This window comes from Celeribacter sp., assembly GCF_048266405.1.
In the GTDB taxonomy this organism is placed as follows: domain Bacteria; phylum Pseudomonadota; class Alphaproteobacteria; order Rhodobacterales; family Rhodobacteraceae; genus Celeribacter.
This window is the reverse complement of record NZ_JBLWZO010000001.1, coordinates 609,171-624,622: the sequence shown is the minus strand read 5'-3', so window position 1 is coordinate 624,622 and position 15,452 is coordinate 609,171. Positions and strand designations below refer to the sequence as shown.

20 protein-coding genes are annotated in these 15,452 nt (G+C 59.1%); 7 read left to right on the top strand and 13 right to left on the bottom strand.

The window, feature by feature from the left end; all coding sequences use genetic code 11:
• Positions 1 to 57 precede the first annotated feature (57 nt).
• Positions 58 to 1,083 (top strand): hypothetical protein, encoded by a 1,026-nt coding sequence (locus tag ACN0TS_RS03240; RefSeq protein WP_417257863.1) that lies wholly within the window; start codon positions 58 to 60, stop codon positions 1,081 to 1,083.
• 5 nt (positions 1,084 to 1,088) lie between these two features.
• On the opposite strand, the gene tsaD is transcribed toward ACN0TS_RS03240, so the two are convergent.
• The 7 genes from tsaD to ACN0TS_RS03205 all read right to left on the bottom strand — a co-directional run bounded on the left by tsaD (position 1,089) and on the right by ACN0TS_RS03205 (position 6,611).
• A complete protein-coding gene (gene tsaD, locus ACN0TS_RS03235; RefSeq protein ID WP_417257862.1) occupies positions 1,089 to 2,081 on the bottom strand; it encodes a tRNA (adenosine(37)-N6)-threonylcarbamoyltransferase complex transferase subunit TsaD in 993 nt (330 codons plus the stop codon).
• A complete protein-coding gene (locus tag ACN0TS_RS03230) occupies positions 2,078 to 2,677 on the bottom strand; it encodes an L-threonylcarbamoyladenylate synthase (protein ID WP_417257861.1) in 600 nt (199 codons plus the stop codon). Before ACN0TS_RS03230 ends, tsaD begins: the two co-directional genes overlap by 4 nt.
• Positions 2,674 to 3,279, bottom strand: coding sequence for a hypothetical protein (locus ACN0TS_RS03225; RefSeq protein WP_417257860.1), 606 nt, complete (start codon positions 3,277 to 3,279; stop codon positions 2,674 to 2,676). Before ACN0TS_RS03225 ends, ACN0TS_RS03230 begins: the two co-directional genes overlap by 4 nt.
• Positions 3,276 to 3,746, bottom strand: coding sequence for a tRNA (adenosine(37)-N6)-threonylcarbamoyltransferase complex ATPase subunit type 1 TsaE (tsaE, locus tag ACN0TS_RS03220; RefSeq protein WP_417257859.1), 471 nt, complete (start codon positions 3,744 to 3,746; stop codon positions 3,276 to 3,278). The genes ACN0TS_RS03225 and tsaE overlap by 4 nt, the downstream gene beginning before the upstream one ends.
• 74 nt (positions 3,747 to 3,820) lie before the next feature.
• Positions 3,821 to 4,552, bottom strand: coding sequence for an SDR family NAD(P)-dependent oxidoreductase (locus ACN0TS_RS03215; protein WP_417257858.1), 732 nt, complete (start codon positions 4,550 to 4,552; stop codon positions 3,821 to 3,823).
• 2 nt (positions 4,553 to 4,554) lie between these two features.
• A complete protein-coding gene (locus ACN0TS_RS03210; RefSeq protein WP_417257857.1) occupies positions 4,555 to 5,316 on the bottom strand; it encodes a DUF1365 domain-containing protein in 762 nt (253 codons plus the stop codon).
• Positions 5,313 to 6,611 (bottom strand): NAD(P)/FAD-dependent oxidoreductase, encoded by a 1,299-nt coding sequence (locus ACN0TS_RS03205; RefSeq protein WP_417257856.1) that lies wholly within the window; start codon positions 6,609 to 6,611, stop codon positions 5,313 to 5,315. Before ACN0TS_RS03205 ends, ACN0TS_RS03210 begins: the two co-directional genes overlap by 4 nt.
• 291 nt (positions 6,612 to 6,902) lie before the next feature.
• Between ACN0TS_RS03205 and ACN0TS_RS03200 the strand changes: the two genes are divergently transcribed.
• Positions 6,903 to 7,418, top strand: coding sequence for a sigma-70 family RNA polymerase sigma factor (locus ACN0TS_RS03200; RefSeq protein WP_417258179.1), 516 nt, complete (start codon positions 6,903 to 6,905; stop codon positions 7,416 to 7,418).
• A gap of 3 nt (positions 7,419 to 7,421) precedes the next feature.
• Entirely contained in the window at positions 7,422 to 8,057 is a 636-nt protein-coding gene (locus ACN0TS_RS03195) for a ChrR family anti-sigma-E factor (protein ID WP_417257855.1), read from the top strand.
• A 127-nt stretch (positions 8,058 to 8,184) separates the two neighbouring features.
• Here ACN0TS_RS03195 and ACN0TS_RS03190 read toward each other — a convergent pair whose 3' ends face one another.
• Entirely contained in the window at positions 8,185 to 8,529 is a 345-nt protein-coding gene (locus ACN0TS_RS03190; protein WP_417257854.1) for a phage holin family protein, read from the bottom strand.
• Positions 8,530 to 8,539: 10 nt separating this feature from the next.
• Entirely contained in the window at positions 8,540 to 8,863 is a 324-nt protein-coding gene (locus ACN0TS_RS03185) for a DUF883 family protein (RefSeq protein WP_417257853.1), read from the bottom strand.
• A 172-nt stretch (positions 8,864 to 9,035) separates the two neighbouring features.
• Here ACN0TS_RS03185 and ACN0TS_RS03180 point away from each other — a divergent pair, with 172 nt between their 5' ends.
• A complete protein-coding gene (locus ACN0TS_RS03180) occupies positions 9,036 to 9,209 on the top strand; it encodes a DUF1328 domain-containing protein (protein WP_417257852.1) in 174 nt (57 codons plus the stop codon).
• A gap of 70 nt (positions 9,210 to 9,279) precedes the next feature.
• Here the strand turns inward: ACN0TS_RS03180 and ACN0TS_RS03175 are convergent, their stop codons facing one another.
• The gene (locus ACN0TS_RS03175; RefSeq protein ID WP_417257851.1) at positions 9,280 to 10,104 is read right to left on the bottom strand and encodes a response regulator; all 825 of its coding nucleotides are present in this window, start codon (positions 10,102 to 10,104) and stop codon (positions 9,280 to 9,282) included.
• Between the two features lie 96 nt (positions 10,105 to 10,200).
• Between ACN0TS_RS03175 and ACN0TS_RS03170 the strand changes: the two genes are divergently transcribed.
• The 3 genes from ACN0TS_RS03170 to ACN0TS_RS03160 are packed head-to-tail and all read left to right on the top strand — an operon-like array spanning position 10,201 to position 12,748.
• Positions 10,201 to 10,386 (top strand): NepR family anti-sigma factor, encoded by a 186-nt coding sequence (locus ACN0TS_RS03170; RefSeq protein ID WP_417257850.1) that lies wholly within the window; start codon positions 10,201 to 10,203, stop codon positions 10,384 to 10,386.
• Positions 10,383 to 10,994, top strand: a complete 612-nt coding sequence (locus ACN0TS_RS03165; RefSeq protein ID WP_417257849.1) for an RNA polymerase sigma factor — start codon at positions 10,383 to 10,385, stop codon at positions 10,992 to 10,994. The genes ACN0TS_RS03170 and ACN0TS_RS03165 overlap by 4 nt, the downstream gene beginning before the upstream one ends.
• Positions 10,991 to 12,748, top strand: a complete 1,758-nt coding sequence (locus ACN0TS_RS03160; protein ID WP_417257848.1) for a sensor histidine kinase — start codon at positions 10,991 to 10,993, stop codon at positions 12,746 to 12,748. Before ACN0TS_RS03165 ends, ACN0TS_RS03160 begins: the two co-directional genes overlap by 4 nt.
• Position 12,749: 1 nt before the next feature.
• On the opposite strand, the gene dtd is transcribed toward ACN0TS_RS03160, so the two are convergent.
• From dtd to ACN0TS_RS03145, 3 genes are all read right to left on the bottom strand, one after another.
• Positions 12,750 to 13,190 (bottom strand): D-aminoacyl-tRNA deacylase, encoded by a 441-nt coding sequence (gene dtd / locus ACN0TS_RS03155; RefSeq protein WP_417257847.1) that lies wholly within the window; start codon positions 13,188 to 13,190, stop codon positions 12,750 to 12,752.
• Positions 13,187 to 14,110 carry a carbohydrate kinase family protein gene (locus tag ACN0TS_RS03150; protein WP_417257846.1) on the bottom strand — a complete coding sequence of 308 codons (924 nt, stop codon included), beginning with the start codon at positions 14,108 to 14,110 and terminating at the stop codon, positions 13,187 to 13,189. The genes dtd and ACN0TS_RS03150 overlap by 4 nt, the downstream gene beginning before the upstream one ends.
• Before the next feature lie 121 nt (positions 14,111 to 14,231).
• Entirely contained in the window at positions 14,232 to 15,356 is a 1,125-nt protein-coding gene (locus tag ACN0TS_RS03145; protein WP_417257845.1) for a primosomal protein N' (replication factor Y) - superfamily II helicase, read from the bottom strand.
• Between the last annotated feature and the right edge of the window lie 96 nt (positions 15,357 to 15,452).

Below are 15,452 nucleotides of genomic sequence, written 5' to 3'. Positions count from 1 at the left end.
TGTCAGGGGCGTGAGTGATTTAGACCTGATGCAAGCGGTCTTAAAGGCATACATGTTATGGGTAAAAAACTGACGATCCATGTGGGCATGGGGAAAACGGGCACCTCGGCGCTCCAGAAATTTCTGTTGAAAGAAACGGGATTTTTGAAACGCTCGGGCATCCACTATCTGGGCCGTTTTCTCGAACACATTGACGATTTTGACGGGCTGATCGGGCCTGGCGAAGTGAATACGCCCGCCGCCCTCGCTGTCGGTCTGGCCGAGTTGGAAACCTTTGCCGCCAAAAGCGAGGCAACTCATTTTATCTGGTCGAACGAAGTTCTGGCCCAAGCCCGCAACGCGCCCGATACCAGTGCCGTGATCGGCGCCTATGCCAAGGAAAGTGCGGTGTTTGACGAGGTGGAAATCCTCTTGGTCTTCCGCCGCCAAGATGAATGGATCGAAAGCGCCTATCGCCAATGGGGCCTGAAACACAAATTGCATGTCGGGCATTCGACCAAAACACCGCAGGAATTTGTCGATGAGAGCGCCCATCACCTCGATTACGCGGCGATTTATGACCTGTGGTCGGGGGCGGCGCCCACGACCGTGCATTCCTATGACGATATTCGGAACGTTGATGGAATTGTGCAATATTTCTGCCGCTATTGGGGGCTGCGCCACCCTGATAGGTTCGATGAGTACAAGTCGGTCCACGGCTCGCTCGGCCCGTCACAGGCCAATTTCGTTGCCCTTTATAACCGTGGTCACGCCGATAAGGTGCGCGACTACGACATGCGCCGCGTGATGCGGATCTATAACCTGCCTGAAATGTCGCCGCCTGATACAGCGGCAATGCCCCTTGACGTGCGCGAGGCGGTTCTGGCCGCGCAGCAGGAGACCAACGCCAAACTGGCCAAGGCCTTGGGCCGTGAGACGCTATTCCACGACCGTCCTGTTGCGAAGCCACAACACTATGACAACCGTATCGAGGATGCGCTGACCTATCTGGCGGTGATTTCGCGCGAACAGGCCGAGGAAATCCAACGCCTGCGCCACCGCCTTAACGCGCTTGAAAAGCAAATCGGCAAGCGCGACGGTTAAGCGGATTACGGCGTCTCGAGGCTCAGGTTTGGCTTTGGCATAAGGTCGGGTTGCACGCCGCGCTCGACATAGTCCCACGCCGCCATCGCGATCATCGCGGCATTGTCCGTGGCCCATTTCACGGGCGGTAGGCTCAAGGTGACACCGTAGCGATCCGCAAGCGCGCCCATCGTGTCGCGCAACTGCGCCGAGGCCGCAACCCCGCCCACAATCACCAATGATTTCGGTGCGCATTCCCTGAGTGCGCGTTCCGCCTTGGCCGCCAACACGTCCATACAGGCCGCCACGAAAGAGGCCGACATGTCGTCGACGCTGACCTCGGGGTGGGTTTCGACGTGACGCGCGACCGAGGATTTCAGCCCCGAAAAGGAAAACTCGTAGGCCTCGTTCTTCATCGGGCGGGGCAGGCGCAACACGGGCGTGCCACGTTCGGCGGCGCGGTCAATCGCAGGACCGCCAGGCATCCCGAGGCCGAGCGTGCGGGCCACCTTGTCGTAGCATTCCCCCACACTGTCGTCGCGGGTGGTGCCAAGCAGTCGGTAGGACCATTCGTTTTCGAGGTAGGCGATGAGAGTGTGCCCGCCCGAGGCCAACATGATCACGGCTGGAAATTCGGTGATCCCCCCCTCAAGAGCGGCGGAGCGGATGTGCCCGCGCAGGTGGTTGATCCCGTAGGCGGGCACGCCCCATCCCATCGATAGCGCTTCGGCGGTGGACAACCCGACCAAGAGCGAGCCGATCAGCCCCGGACCGCGCGTGACCGCGATGGCCTCAAGGTCAGATGGCGTGGTGGAGGCCTCTTCCATAACGGATTGAATCGTCGGCAAAATCGCCTGCAAGTGGGCACGGGAGGCCAGTTCGGGATAGACCCCGCCAAAGGCCTCGTGAATGTCATATTGCGACACGGTTTTGATCGCCGCCACCGTGCCGTCCCGTGCGACCAAAGCCACCGACGTGTCGTCACAGGAGGTCTCGATTCCAAGGATCAATTTGCTCATGGGGCGTCCTCGAACAGGGCGTCGATCTGTGCCGCAGGCACCGCGCCGATGCGGATGATCGCGGGCGGCGATGTGCGGCAATTCACGATGGTGGAGGGGGCTGCGGCCTTGCCTGTGCCCGCCACGATCAGATCGGGCAGGGCGGTTAGTTGCGCGCTTGCCGCGTCGCTGGTGTGGGGTGTGTCATGGCCCGCGCGGTTGGCGGAGGTCACAAGCAACGGGCCGGTGGAGCGCAACACATCGCGCAGACGCGCGTCATCGGGAATGCGCAGGGCAATCTCGTCGCGCCCCGCGAGCCAGTCTGGGCGCTGCGGGCCGAGTTCCAGAACAAGCGTCACCGCGCCGGGCACATAGGGCGAGGCCAACAGGTGCCGCGCCGCATCGGTCAGGATCGCACCGAGGCTTTCGATCTGGTCCATGTCCGCGACCATGACGGGCAGGTTTTTCTCGCGCGGGCGGTTTTTGAGCGCATAAAGCCGCGCGACGGCTGCGTCATGGAGGGGCGACACCGCCAGTCCCAAAACCGTATCGGTGGGCAATAGCACAACACCGCCGTCGCGCAGGCATCGGGCGATCTCGGTGACAGAGGCGGTCATTCAAGCACCTCTACGATGGGATAGGCGCGGGCTTGTGGTGCGGGCGCGGGTTTGGATCGTGCCACGGTGAGCATGGTCGGGAGTGTTGCCGCATTGGTCAGCGGCGGCTCAACGCCCTCAAGCGGGACATTGCCCACAAGGTTGAATTCATCCAACTCTTTGATCTGACTAAGCGCCGCATCCCGCGTTAAATGTTCGTAATGTGCAAGTTGGCCGTCACGGTAGATGCCGAAATGCACATAAGGCCGCGCTGCTTTTCGCAGCAAAACCACGGGCGTGTCACCCTTGGCCACCTGTGCGCCGAGCATCTCGAACGCAGGGATCGCCAAAACGGGCAGGCCAAGCGCAAAGCCGAGCGCATTGGCAAAAGATGCCCCCGTGCGCGTGACGCCCATGCCTCCCGGTCCGATGTCGACACTGATCGCGGTCAGGTCGGAAAGCTGTGCGCCGAGTGCCTTCAGCCCCGCGTCCACCATCGCGCGGTAATCGCGTGATCCCTCCCATTCGGGCAGGGCCGAGGTGTCAAAGACGATTTGATCGTCTCGGGCAAAGCCCAACATCGGGACGCCATTGGAGGTTTGCAGCAACAGCATCAGGCTCATGTCATGGCCTCCAGATCGCTCAGGACATCATTCCATCGGGCGCTGTCGGCGGTGAGCGTAAAGCTGCGCGACGTGTCATCGTCACTAAAACCGATACGGATGGACAAGGGCGCGTCAAAGAACCCCTCGACCCGCTCACCCCATTCAATCAGGCTTACGCCCGTGTCGAAATAGTCATCAAGACCAAGGTGATAGAACTCTTGCGCGCCCTTGAGACGGTAGGCGTCGACATGCAGCACAGGGCAGGCGGGCGTCTCATAGATGTTGGCGATGGTATAGGTTGGCGACGTCACATCCTCGTCACTGCCCATAGCCCGCACCAAGGCACGGATGAAGAACGTCTTTCCCGCCGCCAGAGACCCGTCGAGCAACACCGCATCGCCCGCCCGCAATTGCGTCGCGAGGCGGGTGGCGAGCGCGATTGTGCCTTGCTCGTCGTTTACTGTGAGGGTCGTGGTGCGCGTCACGGGCTTTGTCCAACGGGTGATTTCTGGCCCAAGGCTTTAGGCGAAAGCGCGGCTAAGGTCCATATGGTGTGCGCTCATGCGAACAGGCGATTGAACAAACGGCGCGGCAAAAACCGCCCAAGCGTGAAGAGGAGAGAAAACGGACGCGGGAAGGCCGTCTCGAACCGCCCCTTGTCGATGGCGCGGATGACGTGATCCGCGGCCGTGTCGGGCTGCATCAGTTGCGGCATTTTGAACGCGTTCTTTTTGGTCAGGCGGGTGTCGATAAAGCCGGGATTGGCCATTTGCACCGTGACGCCCGTGCCCTTGAGATCAATCAACAGGTTCTCGGCCAGATGCATCAGCGCGGCTTTTGAGGCCCCATATCCGATGGCGTCGGGCAATCCGCGATAGCCCGATAGCGAACCGATCAACATGATCCGTCCCTGACCGCGTGCGGCATAGTTGGGGACAACATGGGACAACACGCGCACGGCGCCTGTGAAATTCGTCTCGATCATCATCTCCACCGCATCGGCGTCCCATGCGGTGGCGGGCATCGGCTCGTAGGCGCCTACACAATAGAGCACCCCATCCGCGTCAGAGGCGCGTTCCCATGCCTCGCTCACCGACGCCCTGTCGGTGACATCGAGCGGCAGAACCGTTGCATCGGACAGGCCGGAGGCGAGCGAGCGCAGCGGGTCTTTCGAGCGGGCGGAGAGGATGAGACGCGCCCCGCGTTTGTCCATGGCCACGGCCAAAGCGCGGCCCAATCCTTCGGACGCGCCAATGAGCCACCAAGTTTTGCCTGCGAACGGATCGGACATGGTTACAGGTCTCCTGATTTGGTGAGTTCGGTCTTGGGTGCGGGCGGTTGGCGGCGGTAGGTCGCGCCCTTGAGTTTGAGGATCAGCGCCTGCCAATGGATCAGGGCGGTGGTGCGAAACGCGCCAAGCGGGCGGCGCAGGTAGGCGCGTAAAATACTGCGGTTGGTCAAGGGGTTGCGCGGTCCGCTCAATGTGGCGATCACGCCCTCATCACCATTCTCGTGCAGGATGCGCACGGCGATCCCGTCGGGGCGAATGTCGAAGTTGAAGTGATACAGGCCTTCGACGGTTTGAAAGGGCGAGACATGCAGGTGCTTGGCGGCGGTGATGCGCTGATCCTTGGTGATGGGCGCATGATCTGGCGTGGTGCACAGGTAAGAATGGCGGTCGCCAAACGGGGTGGAGACCTCGGCGATGACCGCGATCAGATCATCCCCTCGCCACCCGAGCCAAAAGCTCACGGGATTAAACCCGTAGCCCATGAACCGTGGTTGGGTCAAAAGCTCAATGCGCAGATCGCATAGGCCTTCGGCGGCGAAAACCTCACGCGCCCAGACGGTGCCGCGCCCCTGTCCCACGGGGCCGCCGTGGTCACGGTCATACACCGCAGACAGGTTGAACCGATTGCGCGAAAACAGCGCGGGACCACGCGCACTGTCGGGGTCGATTAACACGAAATCGACGCCATAGCGAAAGGCGTTGCCTATGGCTCCGCGCCGCGCATGGACCGTTTGGCCCGCGATATGATCGGGGCGTGTGCTCATTCGGCCGCCATTGGCACGTTGATCTGTGCCTTCATTGCGTCGGCGACCTGAACGGCGGAATGGAACCCGTCCTCGTGAAACCCGTGGCGCAGATAGGCCCCTGCGAACCACGTGCGGTTGTCGCCTTGGATCGCGGCAATCTCGTGTTGGGCGGCGAGGGCGGCGGTGTCAAAGACGGGGTGATGAAACGTCGCCTCGTCATAGATCATCTCTTGTGGCACCTCGTGGGCGGGATTGAGCGTGACAAAGAGCGGATCACTTTCGGGAATGGATTGCAAACGGTTCATCCAATAGGTCACGCCCAATCGGGTGGCCTGCGTGTTGGTGTCGGCCTTGTAGACCCAGCTTGACCAACAGGCTTTGCGTTTGGGCATTTGCGCGGTGTCGCGGTGCAAAATCACGCGGTTGGGTTGATAGCGCAGATTGCCGAGGGCGTGGTTTTCTTGCGGCGTGCAGAAGTCCAACATCGCGAGGGCTTGATCCGAATGGCAGGCAAAGACCACTTGGTCAAAGCTGTCGGCGGGGCGGTCCTTGGCGTGGATCGTGACGTGGACGCCATTGCGCGACACGCTCTTGACGGGCGCGTTGAGATGGAACGTCACGCCCTTGGCCCGTAGATGCGCCTCAAGGCGGCGCACATATTCAATCGAGCCGCCTTTGACGGTCCACCATTGATGCTGTCCCGTGGCAGAGAGCAGCGCGTGATTGCGGAAAAAGCGCAGCAAGGACGCGGCGGGATAGGCGGAAATGTCCTGCACAGAGGTGGACCAGATCGCGCCGCAAATCGGCATGAGGTAATGGTCGCGAAATTCCCTGCCCAAGCCCATCTCGGAAATCAGCTCGCCAATGGTCGTGGTCTCATCATCGACGCGGGATTCGGCCTTGGCGTTGAACTTGAGAATATCACGGACCATGCGCAAGAACGCGGGCCGTGCAATGTTGCGGCGTTGACCGAAGAGCGCACTCAGGTCGTTGAGCCCGTATTCAATACGCCCGTTATCAATGCTCGCGCCAAAGGACATGTCCGAGGGGATCACAGGCACACCCAGATCGGCAAACATCGCGGTCAGATGCGGATAGTTGGCGTAGTTGAACACGATAAAGCCCGTGTCCACAGGTTGATCACCCCGCAGCCCTGCCATGACGGTGCGCGCATGACCGCCCAAGCGCGCCTCGGATTCATAGACGGTGACGTCATGGGGTTCGGCAAGCAGATAGGCGGTGGCAAGGCCGGAAATACCCGAGCCGATGATGGCGATACGCGGACGGGGAAACGGGACGGCATCAAAGGACATGGGCACTCTCAATTTTGTTTAACATACCACAGTTACGCACGGTCGCTTAGATCGGATCACTCATAGGTCAAATCATTTCCTCGCTGACGCCACGCCACCCAAAAAAGTTGGCCTTAGACTGATCCAACTCTCGACGTGCCCCGTAAGAGAGATATGCTGACCCATGAACATAAAGCTTCAGTCGATGTGTCCCCCGCCATTCTTGAGGGCGCGCGTTTGCTGATTGCGCCTCAGGGGGAGGCCCGCGTGCAAGACACCGAGCCAACAGTCTATTCGGAGCAGACGCAATGGATGCTTGCCGTGCGTGATCAACGTGATCGCGCGGCCTTTTGCGCCTTGTTTGATTATTTCGCGCCACGGATGCGCGGGATGATGATGAAGTCGGGATGCTCTGCGGCGCAGGCCGACGACATCGTGCAAGATGCGATGCTATCGGTGTGGCGCAAAGCGGGCAGTTTCAATCCCGAACGTGCCGATGTGGCAGGGTGGGTGTTTCAAATCGCCCGCAACCGCCATATCGACATCATCCGCAAGGAGCGCCGTCCCGTGCCCGAGGAACTGGCCACGCCAGAGACCACGGGCGAACACGCCGAACAGGTGGTGGCGATGGAACAAGAGGCGAGCAAGTTACGCGCCGCTTTGGCCACGCTGAAACCGGAGCAGCGCGATTTGGTCGAGAAAGCCTATCTCGGTGAGCTGACGCACGCTGAAATTCAAACACAGACGGGACTGCCGCTTGGCACGATCAAGTCCCGTATCCGCCTCGGCCTCGAACGGCTGCGGCATGAACTGAAAGGAGCGCGGTAGCCGATGAGCGGTATCCGTCACCATATCCCTGAGGCGCTTTTGGCCTCCTATGTCGCGGGCTCTTTGCCCAAGCCGTTTGCCTTGGTCGTTGCGGCCCATGTGTCGCTGTGCGAGACGTGCCGCGCCTCGCTGGCCGCGCATGAGGCCGTCGGCGGTGCGCTCCTTGCCGACTTCGAGCCGATCGAGGTGGGTGATGCGCTGCGCGACCGCGTGTTGGCCCAGCTCGACGAAGAGGTCGCCCCCGAGCCACATTTCGCCGCGCAAGGTCCGTTCCCCGCGCCTGTGGTTGAGGCTTTGGCGGGCAAGGCACCGAAATGGCGCTCGCTTGGCCCCGGGGCAAAGCAATGCATTCTGTCTGACGACGACCAAGGATCGCTGCGCCTGTTGCAGATCAATCCGGGGATGGCGATGCCCGACCATGGACACGGCGGGTTGGAGATGACCCTCGTGTTGCAAGGCGCGTTTTGCGATGAGACGGGACGGTTCGGGCGGGGCGACTGCGAAGTGGCCGATGACGATCTCGAGCACACGCCGATTGCCGAAGCGGGCGAGGTCTGCATTTGTCTGGCTGCCGCCGATGCGCCGCTCAAATTCAATTCGCTGGTCCCGCGCTTGCTTCAACCGTTTTTCCGGATCTGATGTGATTTGCTGTCGAGGTGGCGTCTGTCACGTTGCCCGACAGATGCCCGACAGATGCCCGACGCAAAGCCGACATACAAAACGCCGCCCCATTCAGGGCGGCGTTCTTCGTGAGATTTGTCATGGATCAGTGCTTACGCGCGCCCATCTGTGCGCCTGTTTCCATCCCTTGCAAAAAGGCGGAGGTGAGGCGGTCCATCGGGTCGGCAGGTGGAGCGGAGGCCGCAGTCTGTGCCGCGTGAGGTCGACGTTGCGACCGCGAGCCACTCAGGCCCAAGATCACAAGCCCAACGCCCGTATAGCCGCCGCCAAGGATCAGCGCCGCGATGGCAGGCGTTGTGACGAGCAAAAGCGCGAACCATGCCGAGACGGTCAACATCACCACGCCAACCGCCACAAGGACCGAGCCGAGCGCGCCAATAGCGGCGCGACGGGCGGTGTCTTTGGCAGCATATTTGAGGTGGTCAAACATCGCGCGGTCCTTAGCGACGCGCCGCGACAAGACCCGCGAGAAAGCCCAAACCGGCAGCAATGCCAACAGAGGCAGATGGGTTGTCGCGCACTTTGTCCTCGACCTGTTCATAGGTGGCTTGTGCGTGTTTTTGCATGACTTCGGCCTGCTCCGCGCCCTTGGCTTTGGCTGCGTCAAAGGCCACTTGCGCGCTTTGTTTGAGCGCCTGTCCATTGTCCTGTGCCTTTGAACTCAGGGTCTCGGTCAGAGTATGGATGTCCTCTTTGAGGGCGGTAATCTGGTCTTGAAGATCTTGAGTGGTGACGTCTTTGGTAGAGGCTGTAGCGCGTGCCATTTGAACTTCTCCTTTTCGATTGCTTCACCAATCCAACGCGGCGTCTTAGCCACATGTTCCGCTCTTTCGGAAAAAGATATTTTGGAACCCGATGTGCCTCCCACGGGTTGAGTTACCAGATAGCGCGTTCAAAGCGTGCAGCGTAACCCAATAGAATAAAAGGAGAATACCAATGCTTGGTTGGGCACTTACATTCCTTGTTGTGGCACTCATAGCGGGTCTTTTTGGCTTTGGGGGGATCGCCTCTGCCTCGGTCGGAATCGCGCAAGTTATATTCTTTGTCTTCTTGTTGCTGTTCGTCATCGCGATGGTCGCGCGCGCCGTGCGTGGCAAGCCACCGCTTTAAAACAGTGCAAAAGAAAACACCCCGCAGATAGGTCTGCGGGGTGTTGGCTGTCGAAGCGGACGCGTGCGTTCTAGGCGTGAAGCGTTTCGGTCGAGGCAAAGAACATCGCTTGGCTCACCGCAGATTGCACCTGCTCTTCCGAGTAGGGCTTGGTGATCACAAAGGCAGGTTCGGGGCGGTCGCCCGTCAACAGGCGCTCGGGGAATGCGGTGATGAAAATCACAGGAATATCGCCCGCGCTCTTGAGGATTTCGTTGACCGCGTCGATGCCAGAGGAGCCATCGGCCAATTGGATGTCCGACAAGATGAGATCGGGCTTTTCTTTCTCCGCCAGTGTGACGGCGCCGGAGGCTGTCCGGCCCACACCCGTGATCTCGTGGCCCATATCGGAGACAATGGATTGCAGGTCGAGCGCAATGATGGCTTCGTCCTCGATAATGAGAATGCGGCCCGCAATGCTATCTTCCATTTCGGTGCGCGCAGAGTTGAGCAGGGCTTCGACCTCGGCTTGGTCGATTTCCATAATCTCCGCGATCTCTGAATGCGAAAAGCTCTCGATTGTGGAGAGCAAAAGGGCTTCACGCGAGTTTGGTGTCAGTGACTTGAGGTGTTGCTGGGCGCGACGGGCAAGGTCGCTGTTTTCCTCGGCAACCGGCGCACCTGCGCTGTTCCAGATCAGGTGAAAGGCGCGAAACAGGGCGACTTTGGTGTTCGACGTCCCCTCAGCCGTGGAGCGGTCGGAGATGAGCGCCTCCAACGTCGCCGCAGCATATGCATCGCCGCTGTTCTGACTGCCCGTGAGCGCACGCGCGTAGCGGCGTAGGTACGGCAGGTTTTGCGCAATTACGTCGGCGAAGCTTGCGGAGGCTCCTGCGTTCGCTGTGGTGTTGGTCATTATCTCACCTAATTTTTTTGCTTTTCTCGGGAACTAAACGCCTTAGCTTCGAGTTTAGTTCCTAAGCCGTTGAAAAAAGTTTTCTAGGACACCCGAATGACGCAAAGAAATATGAAATCCAATCTGAATGATCAGATTGAGGAAAATCTTCGCAAGGTCTACGAAGCAACCGTAGAAGAAGATGTTCCGGATCGCTTTGCGCAACTCCTGGCGCAACTCAAGGCACAGGATGCCGAACAGTCTACGGGTGATGATACGCCTGATGATGGCGCAGAGCAATGAGCGGGCGTGACACTGGCAAAGTTGCCCCCGACAAAGCTTCCGCTTCCTCTAAAGACCCACGTGACGAAATCACCCAACATTTGGGGCCAATGCGGGCCTTTGCGCTCTCATTGACCCGCAACGGCGCTGCGGCGGATGATTTGGTTCAGGATACGATCGTGAAAGCATGGACCAACATCGAAAAGTTTGAAGATGGCACCAATATGCGGGCATGGTTGTTTACCATTTTGCGCAATACGTTTTATTCCGGTCGTCGCAAATCCAAACGCGAAGTGGCGGATGTCGATGGTGCAATGGCTGCGACACTGTCGGTCAAACCCTCTCACGATGGCAAACTTGCCATGCGCGATTTCCAAGCTGCCTTTTCGCAATTGCCCGATGAACAACGCGAGGCTCTGATCCTCGTGGGCGGCGGCGGGTTTACCTATGACGAGGCCGCCGAGACCTGTGGCGTCGCTGTGGGCACGATAAAAAGCCGCGTGAACCGTGGTCGTTTGCGTTTGGCTGAATTGTTGAACCTCTCGGAAAACGAAACAATGGACATGACGGATAAATCGACACTTGCAGTGGTTTCGGACCAGATGATTTCGTCACGGTATAGCTCATGATCACCCGTCTGCGGCGCCGTGCGGACAGTTTGGCCGTTCGCGTTTCTGCGATCCTTGCGGTCGTTTTGCTACCCGTTGGCGTGATCGCCTTTGCCCAGACGGCAGGGCTGTTGCGTGAAAACCGGTCCCAGTCGGAAAGCAATCTGTTGGCGCTCACCTCCGAAGCGGCGTCGGCCGAAGAGGGGTTGATGCGTTCGGGGCTTGGCGTGGCTGAAACCATTGCGGCATTGGTTCCCAAATTGCTCGGGGAAGACAGCGAGAAGGAAGGGGAGGTGTGCGATTCCTTCCTGAATGCTTTTGTGACGTCATCCAACCAGTTTTCCTTTGCTGGGTATGTGAGCAATGATGGTGCATTCGTGTGCAGCTCGAACGGCACGCGCGCGCAGACAACTATGGTCGATTTGGCGCAAAACATGGCCAAAAATCCCGTTCCGCACACCACCGTGAACCTGAACGCGCCCTTCTCCGAAACCTCTGTGATTGTTGTGGCTCACCCTGTTTGGGCAAGTGATGGCACCTATCAGGGGTATACCGTGGTCTCCTTGCCGCACTACAACCTATACCGGCGGTTGAAAAAAATGACCAAGGACCGCCCGATTGATCTCATCACGTTCAACCGTAACGGTGAATTGCTGTCTTCAGAAAACGGCTTGACCGATGTGGAAAGTCATATTCCTGTTGGTCGTTCGCTTCAGTCTTTTGTCGGTGGTCGCCAACATGCGTTTACGGCAATGACGGCGGACGGCCAACGGCGCGTCTTTGCATTTGTGCCCATTGTCCCGGGGCTGGTCTATGGATTGGGCAGTTGGGATGCGGCTGAATTGGGGTTCACTTGGAATCGCTTGGCCGCAAGTGTGCAGCTTTTGTTTCCCGTATTGATGTGGGTGGCTAGCCTCGTTGTCGCCTATGTGGCGATCCGCAGTCAGGTCATCCAGCCTACGCGCAACCTGCGCGCGCGGATGCTGTTGTTTATGCGCTCCCGTCGCTTGGAGCCGACATCAATGGATATCATGCCTGCCGCTGAATTCCGCGAAATCGAAGAGACATGGAACCGGTTGGCCACGAGCATTCTGCATGATGAGGCCGAACTCGAAGATGCTATTCACGACAAGACCGTGCTGTTGCGCGAGGTGCATCACCGCGTCAAAAACAACCTGCAACTGGTCTCGTCGATTTTGAACATGAAGATCCGCAAGGCCCCATCCGAAGAGGTCCGCGAGGCTTTGCGCAATATCCAAGGTCGCGTTTTGGGTATCGCAACGGTTCACCGCAACCTCTACGAGACTTCGATGCAGGGCCGTGTGCGTGGTGATGAATTGATCAAAACCATCGCGCAAAGTGTGATCGCCGCGGGCCGCATGGAGGAGAGATCGTTTTCGGTCAAAGAGACGTTTGAACCCGTGATCGTTTACCCGGACCAGGCCGTTCCCTTGTCGCTCGTAACCTCAGAAGCGCTTGGAAACGCAATGAAATATGCCGGAGCGTCAAGTGCAGATGCGATTGCCTTGGAGGTGACGCTGCGCAAGGTGGACGAGGCGACAGGGATGCTCGAAATCCGCAACACCAAAGGCGATGTGACCTTGGCGTGTAGTGTGCCGGAAGGCACAGGGCTTGGCACTCAACTGATCGCGGCCTTCACCGCGCAGCTTGAAGGGACGCTAGAGGTCGAGGATGGCGCGGATGAATATGTGATGCGTATTATTTTCCCGCTCAAGGATTTTGAGGGCGATGAGAAAACTGAGGAGGAGGCGTAAATTACGTCTCGGTATCTAACCAGATTGTCACAGGCCCATCGTTGATCAGAGATACTTTCATGTCCGCGCCGAAGACACCTGTTTCGCTTGGAACGCCCGCAGCCCGAAGCGACGCGGTGAAGTGTTCATAAAGCGCCTTGCCCTCATCGGGCGGGGAGGCTGTGGAAAATCCAGGGCGGTTGCCTTTGGTGTCTGCGGCCAATGTGAACTGGCTCACGACAAGGGCGCTGCCGCCGACGTCACGTAGGCTAAGGTTCATTTTTCCCGCATCGTCTTGGAATATCCGCAGCTTGGAGATTTTTGTGGCGAGCTTGTCTGCCTGCGCTGTGGTGTCGCCACGCATCGCGCAGACCAGTACCAATAGACCCGCACCGCATTGGCCGACGACGGCCCCGTCGACACGGACACTGGCCTCGCTGACCCGTTGGACGAGCGCTCTCAAAGTTCAGATTTCCACGGCGGATTGGCACCCGCCCGCGATACAGTGATCGCGGCGGCTTGAGAGCCCAGCGATAAGGCCGCGCGGATGCTGTCCTCATCAAGATCGGCCACGGCGTCTTTGGTCAGTTTTCCTGCCGCGTCCAAAGAGGCCAGAAGTCCCGCGTTGAAGGTGTCGCCCGCGCCGACCGTATCGACGACCTCAACCTTGTTGGCCTTGACCTGAACGACCTTGCCCGTGGATGTGAACCCGCGCACGCCCTCGCTGCCCTCGGTGAGGCAAACAAGTTTCGGTCCTTGGGTCAAAAGGGTCTGGATATGGGCCTCGATATCGCCGTCTCCCATCAGCCAGATCAGGTCTTCGTCGGAGACTTTGACGATATCGGCAAGCGATAGCAAATGTTCGATACGTGCACGAAAACGCGGCTCGTCGCTAATAAATCCAGGTCTAATGTTCGGATCTATCATGGTGACGCATGTGGGGGCCGCCTGTGCGAACAGGGCTTCATAGGCTGCGCCGCAGGGTTCAACAGGCAAGGAAATCCCGCCACAGAACAGCGCGTTAACCGTGTCAGGCAGGGCAGGCAGATCATCTTGCGATAGCATCCGCCCTGCGGTGTTTTCGTCGTAAAATGCGTATGTTGCATGCCCGTTTACGAGTTTGACAAAGGCCACCGTACAGGGGCGATCTGCCGTCACGGATAGGGAGGCATCAACCTCGCTTTCGGCCAGTTTGGATTTCAACAACTCGCCAAAGAAGTCGTTTGAGAACCCCGAAAAGAACCCCGTTTGTGCGCCGAGGCGCCCCAAGGCGATGGCGGTATTGAATACCGCGCCGCCTGCATAGGGGGCATAGGCATCTTCGCCCTGCGTGGACTGACGCGGCAGCATGTCGATCAGAGCTTCGCCTGCACAAAGGATCATGTTGTTCTCCTCGTTGAATTTGGACTTCGTTCTAATTCTGTTACCGCTATCAACGCAAGCAGTTCTTGAGCAATAACGTTGGTGGCGAGCAATTGCTCACTTGCCGTGCTGTCGTGTAGATTTATTGCGGAGGTTGGTTGATTGCGATCAGATAGCCGACAGCACCCGCAAGCAGCGCGACGCCTAAGGCCGCAAAGGCGATTTTCCATGCCGAATAGGGGCGCTCGCCCTGAACCCGCCCCGTGCGGCCGTTAACGACAAAACGGTATGTCTTGCCACGATACTTGTATGCGGCCATCCAGACGGGCAGCAGGATATGCTTGAACGTGACAGCGCGGACTTGGGTCTGGATGTTGTGAACCCGCTGGCGGTCGCCACCGATGTCAAATTTCACATCGCGTAAAATCACACGGTCCATATGCTCGCGAGCGGCGGCAAAGCCCTCGTCGATCGTCACCGAATAGGCTTCCGAGCGAAACCCCGCGAGGTAATCAGGCACATAGGGCTCCATTTCCGAGAGATCCCACGGTTCCAACCCTTGTGTGTATTTGCGCGGCAAGGCGTGGGAGGCGAGCACCAAGATGTCGTCAAAAAACCGTGCGACATGGCCCGACCTGTTGCTCCAGCGCGTTTTGCGTTGGCGGATCGTCTTGGTCTCGCCATTTCGTCTGACAGTGCGGGTGACGTAATAATCGTCGCCACGTTGGCCGCTATATTGTGATGACGTGTCGGCATCAAAGGTCCAGTAGGGGACGTAGATCCCGTCGAGTTTCCGACCTTTGCGTGCGTATTTTCTCAGGCCATTGGGCGCAAACCATAGTCGTCCGAGCCAATCGGACATGGCGTCATGGGCCTGTGGCTCGGTTAAGGCAAAGGGCAATAGGCCGCGGGGTTTGATCTGGCGGTGCATCCCCGTGTCTGTAACGACGGGGGTGGCGCAATAGGGGCACTGGGCCGCGTGGACCGTGTCGCTAAATTCGACCCGCGCCCCACAGTTGGGGCATTCGGACATGCGGGATTCTACGATGTCCTGAGCGGGAAGCTCTGCCGATAGGGCCGTGCGGTAATCAAGCTCGCGCAGTGGCAGCGCCGCGTCCCGATCAAGGGCCTCGTGGGCCCCGCAGTGATCACAGGCCAGATCGCCGCTTTCAGGCGCAAAGCGCATGTCTGCGCCACATGTGCCGCAGGGAAAGCGGTGGTCCTCAACAACAGGCGTTGGCTCATCTGGGGTTAGATCACGGGTCATGTGTCAATCCGTCTACTCGAATACCGCTGTAAGATGCCCGCGTCCGAGTGCGGCTGCAAGTCAGCACAGTTGCGGCGGGTCGCAATGGGGTTGCGG